This window comes from Rhodoferax sp. OV413 (assembly GCF_945881795.1).
In the GTDB taxonomy this organism is placed as follows: Bacteria; Pseudomonadota; Gammaproteobacteria; order Burkholderiales; family Burkholderiaceae_C; genus Allorhodoferax.
Map to the genome: position 1 here is coordinate 1 of NZ_CAMCVG010000090.1, position 8,579 is coordinate 8,579.

Consider the following 8,579-nt stretch of genomic DNA (forward strand, 5'->3'; position numbering starts at 1 on the left):
AGCACGCGGCGCTTCATGCCACCGGAGAGTTGGCGCATATTGGCGCCGGCTTTATCGGCCAGGCCCAGGCTTTCCAGAAGCTCGTCAATCCAGGCATCGTTGTTACGCACGCCGAAGTAGCCGGACTGGATGCGCAGCGCCTCGCGCACACTGAAAAACGGGTCAAACACCAACTCCTGCGGCACCACGCCAAGCTTGCGGCGGGCATTGGCATAGTCGCTCTGCACATCGCTGCCCAGCACCTTCACACGCCCGCTGCTGGGACGAGAGAGACCGGCGAGCATGCTGATCATCGTGGTTTTGCCGGCGCCATTAGGGCCGAGGAGGCCGAAGAATTCGCCCTGTTCGATGTCCAGGCTGACGTTGTCGATCGCCTGAAAGGTACTGCCCTTGGGCCCCTTGGGAGACGCGTAGGTCTTGGAGATGGATTGGAAAGAGATGGCGGGCATAGAGAACCCGCGATTTTACGCTGCGGCCCCGGGGCGAGGGTTTATGCGGGCTTGAGCAAAGCGTCAATGCCGTACAGGGCGGCCAACTCCCGCAGCCGCGCCGGAAGCTTCTGCACCGCAAAGACCTTGCCCGCTTTGGCGCATTCGCGGCGCAGCTCCAGCAACACCGCCAGCGCAGACGAGTCAAAACGCTGCAACAGCTGGCCGTCCACCACTACGGTAGCGGCCTCGTGCTGCAAACCGTCGCGCAGGGTAGACAGGCAGTCCGGCGCGACGTCAAGGGTCAGGGTGGGAGGCAAAGACAGCACATCAGCCTTTCTTAGCTTGGGCGTTGGCCTTGTTCTGCTCCACCAGAACGTCAATCAAACCGTCCACGCCCTTGGTGCTGATTTGCTGGGCAAACTGGCTGCGGTAGGTTTCCACCAGCCACACTCCCATCACGTTGAGGTTGTAAATCTTCCAGCCGGGGCCCACACCGGGGGTTTTTTCCAGGCGGTAGTCGAGCTGAATCGGTTCGCCCCGGCCCTTGATCTCGGAGCGGACCATCACCTCTTTGTCCTCGGGCGCGCTGCGCAGGGGCTTCATCACAATGGTTTGGTCGCTGACCTGCGCCAGCGCACCGGCGTAGGTGCGTACCAGCAGAATCTTGAACTCTTCCTGCAGGCGCTTTTGCTGCTCGGGCGTACTCTGGCGCCAGCTGGGCCCGACGGCCGAGGCAGTCATGCGCTGAAAGTTGACGTTGGGCATGATCTGTGTATCCACCAGGGTGATCACCTTGGCAATATCACCGGCACGGATGGTTTTGTCTGCCTTGATGGAATTCAGCACATCGACCGACAGGCGCTTGATCATCACATCGGGGGCTTCTTCCTGCGCCCACACCGCTGGCGCGAAGGTAGTGGCCGCCAAGGCCAGCGCCGCCGCAAAGCCCATCAAAACGCGTTTATTCAGCATGTGTCGTCCTCCACAAAAAACCAATTTCCTATTTTGCGCCCCGGTCTGAGCATCCCGACAACTGCAGGTCAAAGCCCCTGCTACTCCTGCGGCACATCATCCGGTGGGTTACCGTCGAACACCATGTAACGCTGGCGCTGGATGTAGCTGTCGCGGATGAAGGAATACCGGTCCAGCGCTGCCTGGTTGATCACACCTTCGGCGCCCAGCAGGGCAGCGCGCACGTCAACTGCGCTCACCACATTGAGCCCCAGGCGGGTGGCGTCGTTACCGATTTGGTTCACCAGATTGCCCTGCCGGTCTACCGGCAGGGCCGCCAACTCACGCAGGGTAAAGGGCCCCAGAATCGGCACCACCACATACGGCCCCGCGTCCACGCCCCAGCGGGCCAGGGTGATGTTGAAGTTGGCGGATCGTTTTTCAATGTCCAGGTCGCTGGCCATGTCCAGCACACCGCCCAGCCCGAGGGTGGAGTTAATCACCACGCGACCCAGGCTGTTGGCGAAGGCCTCGCCCCGCAGGGTAAGCGCATGGTTGACCACCGACCACACATCATCCAGGTTGGAGAAAAAATTACCGATGCCTGTACGGGTCCAGCCCGGCAGATCTTCCTTGTAGACAGTGGCCACCGGCTTGAGGACCGCGCGGTCCACCGCATCGTTGAATTCAAACACCGAGCGATTCATCGCCTCCAGGGGGTCCCGCGGGTCGGGGCTGTTCACCGTGGCGCAGCCCTGCAGCGCTGCGCAGGCCAGCAGCACACCCCAGGCACCCCATGCACGACGGAATGGGTGCTGCATCAAGAACTTCACGAAACGCTTCATGGGGACGACTTGTCTGCGGGGCCGTCGGCCGCCTTGTTGTAGAGGAACTGACCTATCAGGTTCTCCAGCACCACCGCGCTCTGGGTGCTACCGATCACATCGCCAGCCGCGAGGTTGACCGCCTCCGCGCCGGCTTCGATGCCGATGTACTGCTCGCCCAGCAGGCCGCTGGTGAGTATCTTCAGGGAGCTGTCTTTGGGAAATGCGAACCGCTTGTCCATGGCCAGCGTGACCCGGGCCTGGAAGGTCTTGTCGTCAAAGCCGATGGATTCGACACGCCCGACCACCACGCCGCTGCTCTTGACTGCCGCCTTGGGCTTGAGCCCGCCGATGTTGTCGAACTTGGCAGTCACGGCGTAGCCCTTGTCCACGGTAAAGGTCAGCAAATTAGCCGATTGCAGCGCCAAAAACACCAGCGCGGCCGCACCCAGCAGCACAAACAAACCCACCCACACATCATTCTTGGAGCGTTGCATTGTCGAATTCTCCTAAATACTGAACATCATGGCGGTCAAGACAAAGTCCAGCGCCAGCACGGTGAGCGATGCCACGACCACGGTACGCGTCGTGGCCCGGGCCACGCCTTCAGGCGTAGGTTGCGCCTCAAAACCCTGAAATAGCGCAACAAAACTCACCGCAAAACCGAACACGAGGCTTTTGACAACACCGTTGCCCACATCCAGCCACACATCGACGCCGCTTTGCATCTGGCTCCAGAAGGCGCCGGAATCAATGCCGATCAAAGGCACACACACCAACCAGCCCCCCAGCACACCCACCGCGCTGAACACGGCCGCCAGTATCGGCATGGCAATCACCGCGGCCCAAAAGCGCGGCGCGAGGATGCGGGGCACCGGGTCCACCGCCATCATCTCCATCGCGCTGAGCTGCTCGCCGGCCTTCATGAGGCCGATCTCGGCAGTGAGTGACGTACCGGCCCGCCCCACGAACAGCAAGGCGGTGAGCACCGGGCCAAATTCGCGCACCAGGCTCAGGCTGATGAGCATGCCGACCGATTCGGCAGCACCAAAACGCTGCAGCCCGTAGTAGTACTGCAGGCCCATCACAAAGCCAACAAACACCCCGGACACCGCAATGATGGCCAGTGAATAGTTGCCCATGAAATGAATCTGGTCGCGCAGCAGCGCGGGGCGGCGCAGCACCGGCCCCAGGCAAAGCAGCAGGCGCACGAACAATCGTGCGGCCGCGCCCAGATCGGCCAGCTTGCAACGCACGGCAAAGCCCAGCTCGGCGGGATGCAGAAACTTCATCGCAGCGCCTCCGCTGAAAAGTCAGCGTCCACCGCAAGCGCGGGGTAATGAAAGCGCACCGGCCCCTCGGGTAGTGCGTTCACAAACTGATGAACCAGCGGGTCGAGGCTCTCGCGCACTTCCTGCGGCGTGCCTTGGGCGGCGATTTTGCCGTTGGCCAGCACAATCACCTGATCTGCAATGTGGAAGGTTTCTTCCAGATCGTGCGAGACCACGATACTGGTCAGGCCCATGGTGTCGTTGAGCTGGCGAATCAGGCGCGCCGCGGTGCCCAGCGAAATCGGGTCCAGCCCGGCAAACGGCTCGTCGTACATCACCAGCTCGGGGTCCAGCGCAATCGCCCGCGCCAACGCCACCCGCCGCGCCATGCCGCCCGACACTTCGGAAGGCATCAGGTCGCGCGCGCCGCGCAGGCCTACCGCATTGAGCTTCATCAGCACGATGTCGCGCACCAGGGCTTCGGGTAGCTGGGTGTGCTCGCGCAGCGGAAAAGCCACGTTGTCGAACACGCTCAAATCGGTAAACAGCGCGCCAAACTGAAACAACATTCCCATGCGGCGCCGGGCGGCGTACAGAGCGCGGGTGTCCAGGGTGTTGATATCGATAGGCGCCTGTGCGGGGTCGGCGCCATGCAGCCAGATAGAGCCGCCTTGCGCCCTGATCTGCCCGCCAATCAGCCGCAGCACGGTGGTTTTGCCGCCGCCCGAGGCCCCCATCAGCGCGGTCACTTTGCCGCGCGGCACGGTCAGCGTGACGCCATCCAGAATGCGCCTCTCCCCGTATCCGAAAGACACGTCCTGAAGCTCAAGCAAAGCGGTGGGAGATGTGGGCGCCATAAAAAAGTAAGGCCGGAGGGTGTCCGGCCTTGGAATGATAAGGGGGAAAACCCTGATCAGCGGGGCAGTTCGCTAGAGCCCATCAGGAACTCGTCCACCGCGCGTGCGGCCTGCCGGCCTTCCCGGATCGCCCACACCACCAGGGACTGGCCGCGTCGGATATCGCCGGCAGCAAACACCTTGGGCACATTGGTCGCATAGCCGCCCACTGCCTCGGTGCCGGCCTTGGCGTTGCCGCGGGCGTCTTTGTCAATGCCGAAAGATTCCAGCACGGTCGCCACCGGGTTCACAAAACCCATGGCCAGAAGCACCAGATCCGCCTTGAGAATTTGCTCTGAGCCCGGCACGTCCACCAGTTTGCCGTCCTTGAACTCGACATTCACCGTCTTAAGTCCGGTGACCTTGCCGCCTTCGCCGATGAACTCTTTGGTGGAGATGGAGAACACGCGCTCGCAGCCTTCTTCGTGGCTCGAGCTGGTGCGCAGCTTCAGCGGCCAGTAGGGCCAGGTCATGGGGCGATTTTCTTCAACGGGGGGCTGGGGCATCACCTCGAACTGGGTCACGCTGACCGCGCCGTGGCGGTTGGAGGTGCCCACGCAGTCGGAACCGGTGTCGCCGCCACCAATCACAATGACGTGCTTGCCGTCGGCGCGCAATTGGTTCTTGAGCTTGTCGCCCGCGTTGACCTTGTTCTGCTGGGGCAGGAACTCCATAGCGAAGTGAACGCCATCAAGTTCACGGCCGGGCACCGGCAGATCGCGCGACTGCTCGGAGCCGCCGGTCAGCAGCACCGCGTCAAACTCGCTCTTGAGCTGCTCCGGAGATACGGTCTCTTTGGCCCAGTTGGTGACTTTGGAGTCCCTCGGCATGTCGCCCACCAGCACGCCGGTGCGGATGGTCACACCCTCAGCCACCAGCTGCTCAGCGCGGCGGTCGATGTGGGACTTTTCCATCTTGAAGTCAGGAATGCCGTAACGCAGCAGGCCGCCGATGCGGTCGTTCTTCTCGAACAGAGTCACATCGTGGCCCACCCGCGCGAGCTGCTGGGCTGCCGCCATGCCGGCCGGGCCGGAGCCAACGACAGCTACCTTCTTGCCGGTTTTCACGGTTGCGGGCTGGGGCGTGACCCAGCCTTCGTGCCAGGCGCGGTCAATGATGGCGTGCTCGATGGATTTAATGCCAACCGCTTCTTCGTTCACATTCAGGGTGCATGCGGCCTCGCAGGGGGCGGGGCATATGCGGCCGGTGAACTCGGGGAAGTTGTTGGTGCTGTGCAACGTGTCAATCGCGGCCTTCCAGTCCTGGCGGAAGACCAGCTCGTTGAAGTCGGGAATGATGTTGTTCACCGGGCAGCCGCTGTTGCAAAACGGTGTGCCGCAGTCCATGCAGCGCGCTGCCTGCTTTTTGGCCTGCGCGTCGTCCAAGCCGATGACGAACTCTTTGTAATTCTTGAGCCGCTCGGTGACGGGCTTGTAGCCCTCTTCGATACGCTCAAACTCCATGAAGCCAGTGACTTTTCCCATGATGTAGGTCCTTGTGCGTTAGTTCAGGTCGCCTTACTTGGCAGCCGTTGCTTCTTTTTTGGTAGCAGCTTTCGCAGGTTTGGCGGGTGCTACAGCCGATTTGCGTGCATGAATCTCACCCAGGGCACGCTTGTACTCGTTGGGGAAGACCTTGACGAACTTGGCTCGCGCGTTTGCCCAATCGTCCAGCAGCTCGCGGGCGCGCTTGCTGCCGGTCCAGCGGTTGTGGTCGTCCAGCAGCTTCTTGAGCTGGGCCTCGTCGGTCTCGCCGCGGTGCCAGATACCGCGGTCGATGGCGGCTTCTTGTTCGGCGCTGGTCAGCACCTTCTCGAGGCTCACCATCGCGGTATTGCAGCGCTTGGCGAACTGGCCATCTTCGTCGTAGATGTAGGCAATGCCGCCGCTCATGCCGGCGGCAAAGTTGCGCCCGGTTTTGCCCAGCACCGCCACCGTGCCGCCGGTCATGTATTCGCAGCCATGGTCGCCGGTGCCTTCCACCACGGTAGTAGCACCTGAGAGACGCACCGCAAAACGCTCGCCAGCCACGCCACTAAAGAAAGCTTCTCCGGTGGTGGCGCCATACATCACGGTGTTGCCCACGATGGTGTTGTTGACCGCCACGCCGCGGAAATCAATGCTCGGGCGCACCACCACGCGGCCGCCGGACAGGCCCTTGCCGGTGTAGTCATTGGCGTCGCCAATCAGGTAGAGCGTAATACCGCGGGCCAGGAAGGCGCCGAAGGACTGGCCGCCGGTGCCCTCGAGCTGGATGCGGATGGTGTCATCCGGCAGGCCTTCGGGGTGCACCTTGGTGACCGCGCCGGAGAGCATGGCACCCACCGAGCGGTTCACGTTGCGCGCAAATTCCATGAACTGGACCCGCTCGCCCTTGTCGATGGCGGGGCGGCTCTTGGCAATCAGCACATTGTCCAGCGCCTTCTCCAGACCATGGTCCTGGTTCAGAGTCTGGAAGCGCGGCACGTCGGCCGGCACCTGAGGCTGTGCGAACAGGCGCGCGAAGTCCAGGCCGCTGGCCTTCCAGTGGTCGATGCCCTTGCGGGTGTCGAGCAGGTCGGCGCGTCCGATCATGTCGTCAAACTTGCGGATGCCCAGCTGGGCCATGATCTGGCGCACTTCTTCCGCGATGAAGAAGAAATAGTTCACCACGTGCTCCGGCTTGCCGGAGAACTTGGCGCGCAAGACCGGGTCTTGGGTAGCAACACCCACGGGGCAGGTGTTGAGGTGGCACTTGCGCATCATGATGCAGCCTTCCACCACCAGCGGCGCGGTGGCAAAGCCAAACTCATCGGCCCCCAGCAAGGCGCCAATCGCCACATCGCGGCCGGTCTTCATCTGGCCGTCCGCCTGCACGCGGATGCGGCTGCGCAGGCGGTTCAGCACCAGCGTCTGCTGGGTTTCTGCCAGACCGATTTCCCATGGACTGCCCGCGTGCTTGATGGACGACCAGGGCGACGCGCCGGTGCCGCCGTCATGGCCGGCAATCACCACATGGTCAGCCTTGCACTTGGCAACGCCGGCGGCAATCGTGCCCACACCAATCTCTGACACCAGCTTGACGCTGATGCCCGAGTGCGGCGCCACGTTTTTGAGGTCGTGAATCAGCTGGGCCAAATCTTCAATGGAGTAAATGTCGTGGTGCGGCGGGGGCGAAATCAGGCCCACGCCGGGGACCGAGTGGCGCAGCTTGCCGATGTAATCGGACACCTTGCCGCCGGGCAGCTGGCCGCCCTCGCCGGGCTTGGCGCCCTGGGCCATCTTGATCTGGATCTGGTCCGCACTGTGCAGGTATTCGGCGGTCACACCGAAGCGGCCGGAGGCCACCTGCTTGATGCGGCTGCGCAGCGAGTCGCCGGCCTGCAGGGGCATGTCGACTTCCACGTTTTCGGCGCCGATCACGCTCTTGAGGCTGTCGCCGAGCTTGATCGGGATTCCCTTGAGCTCGTTACGGTAGCGGGCTGCGTCTTCGCCGCCTTCGCCGGTGTTGCTCTTGCCGCCGATGCGGTTCATGGCCACCGCCAGTGTGGCGTGCGCTTCGGTAGAGATGGAACCCAGCGACATCGCGCCGGTGGCAAAGCGCTTCACGATTTCTGCCGCAGGCTCAACTTCCTCCAGCGGAATCGCACGGGCGGGGTCGACCTTGAACTCGAACAGACCACGCAGCGTCAGGTGGCGCTTGGACTGGTCGTTGATGATCTGAGCGTACTCTTTGTAGGTGTTCCAGTTGTTGGCGCGGGTGGAGTGCTGCAGCTTGGCAATCGCATCCGGCGTCCACATGTGTTCCTCGCCCCGGGTGCGCCAGGCGTATTCGCCGCCAGCGTCCAAGGCGTTGGCCAGCACCGGGCTGTCGCCGAAGGCCAGTTTGTGCATGCGGATGGCTTCTTCGGCGATTTCAAACACGCCGATGCCCTCGACCTTGCTGGGCGTGCGGGTGAAATACTTCTCGATGGTCTCGGAGTTCAGGCCAATCGCTTCAAACAACTGCGCGCCGCAGTAGGACATGTAGGTCGACACACCCATCTTGGACATGATCTTGGACAGGCCCTTGCCGATGGCCTTGATGTAGTTGTAGATGGCCTTGTCGGCGCTCAGGTCACCGGGCAGGTCTTTATGAGTGTCCTGTAGGGTTTCCATGGCGAGGTAGGGGTGCACAGCCTCTGCGCCATAACCCGCCAGCACGGCGAAGTGGTGCACCTCGCGCGCG

The 8,579-nt window shown here is 62.6% G+C and carries 9 protein-coding genes; all 9 read right to left on the bottom strand.

From position 1 onward, the window contains the following. The coding region (locus Q0O05_RS10185) for an ABC transporter ATP-binding protein (RefSeq protein ID WP_293662684.1) at positions 1–449 on the bottom strand (449 nt) is incomplete at its 3' end. Positions 450–490: 41 nt separating this feature from the next. Next, positions 491–757 carry an STAS domain-containing protein gene (locus Q0O05_RS10190; RefSeq protein WP_293662686.1) on the bottom strand — a complete coding sequence of 89 codons (267 nt, stop codon included), beginning with the start codon at positions 755–757 and terminating at the stop codon, positions 491–493. 1 nt (position 758) lies between these two features. Next, positions 759–1,403: a phospholipid-binding protein MlaC gene (locus tag Q0O05_RS10195; protein ID WP_293662687.1), complete on the bottom strand. Its 645-nt coding sequence runs from the start codon at positions 1,401–1,403 to the stop codon at positions 759–761. An 80-nt stretch (positions 1,404–1,483) separates the two neighbouring features. Then, positions 1,484–2,227, bottom strand: coding sequence for a VacJ family lipoprotein (locus Q0O05_RS10200; protein WP_293662689.1), 744 nt, complete (start codon positions 2,225–2,227; stop codon positions 1,484–1,486). Further along, positions 2,224–2,703 carry an outer membrane lipid asymmetry maintenance protein MlaD gene (mlaD, locus tag Q0O05_RS10205; protein WP_293662690.1) on the bottom strand — a complete coding sequence of 160 codons (480 nt, stop codon included), beginning with the start codon at positions 2,701–2,703 and terminating at the stop codon, positions 2,224–2,226. The genes Q0O05_RS10200 and mlaD overlap by 4 nt, the downstream gene beginning before the upstream one ends. A gap of 12 nt (positions 2,704–2,715) precedes the next feature. Next, positions 2,716–3,498, bottom strand: coding sequence for a lipid asymmetry maintenance ABC transporter permease subunit MlaE (gene mlaE, locus Q0O05_RS10210; protein WP_293662691.1), 783 nt, complete (start codon positions 3,496–3,498; stop codon positions 2,716–2,718). Continuing rightward, positions 3,495–4,334: an ABC transporter ATP-binding protein gene (locus tag Q0O05_RS10215; RefSeq protein WP_293662692.1), complete on the bottom strand. Its 840-nt coding sequence runs from the start codon at positions 4,332–4,334 to the stop codon at positions 3,495–3,497. Before Q0O05_RS10215 ends, mlaE begins: the two co-directional genes overlap by 4 nt. 56 nt (positions 4,335–4,390) lie before the next feature. Then, complete coding sequence (locus Q0O05_RS10220; protein WP_293662693.1) at positions 4,391–5,857, bottom strand: glutamate synthase subunit beta; 1,467 nt, start codon at positions 5,855–5,857, stop codon at positions 4,391–4,393. Positions 5,858–5,890: 33 nt separating this feature from the next. Then, a partial coding sequence (locus tag Q0O05_RS10225; protein ID WP_293662694.1) for a glutamate synthase-related protein occupies positions 5,891–8,579 on the bottom strand: 2,689 nt, incomplete at its 5' end.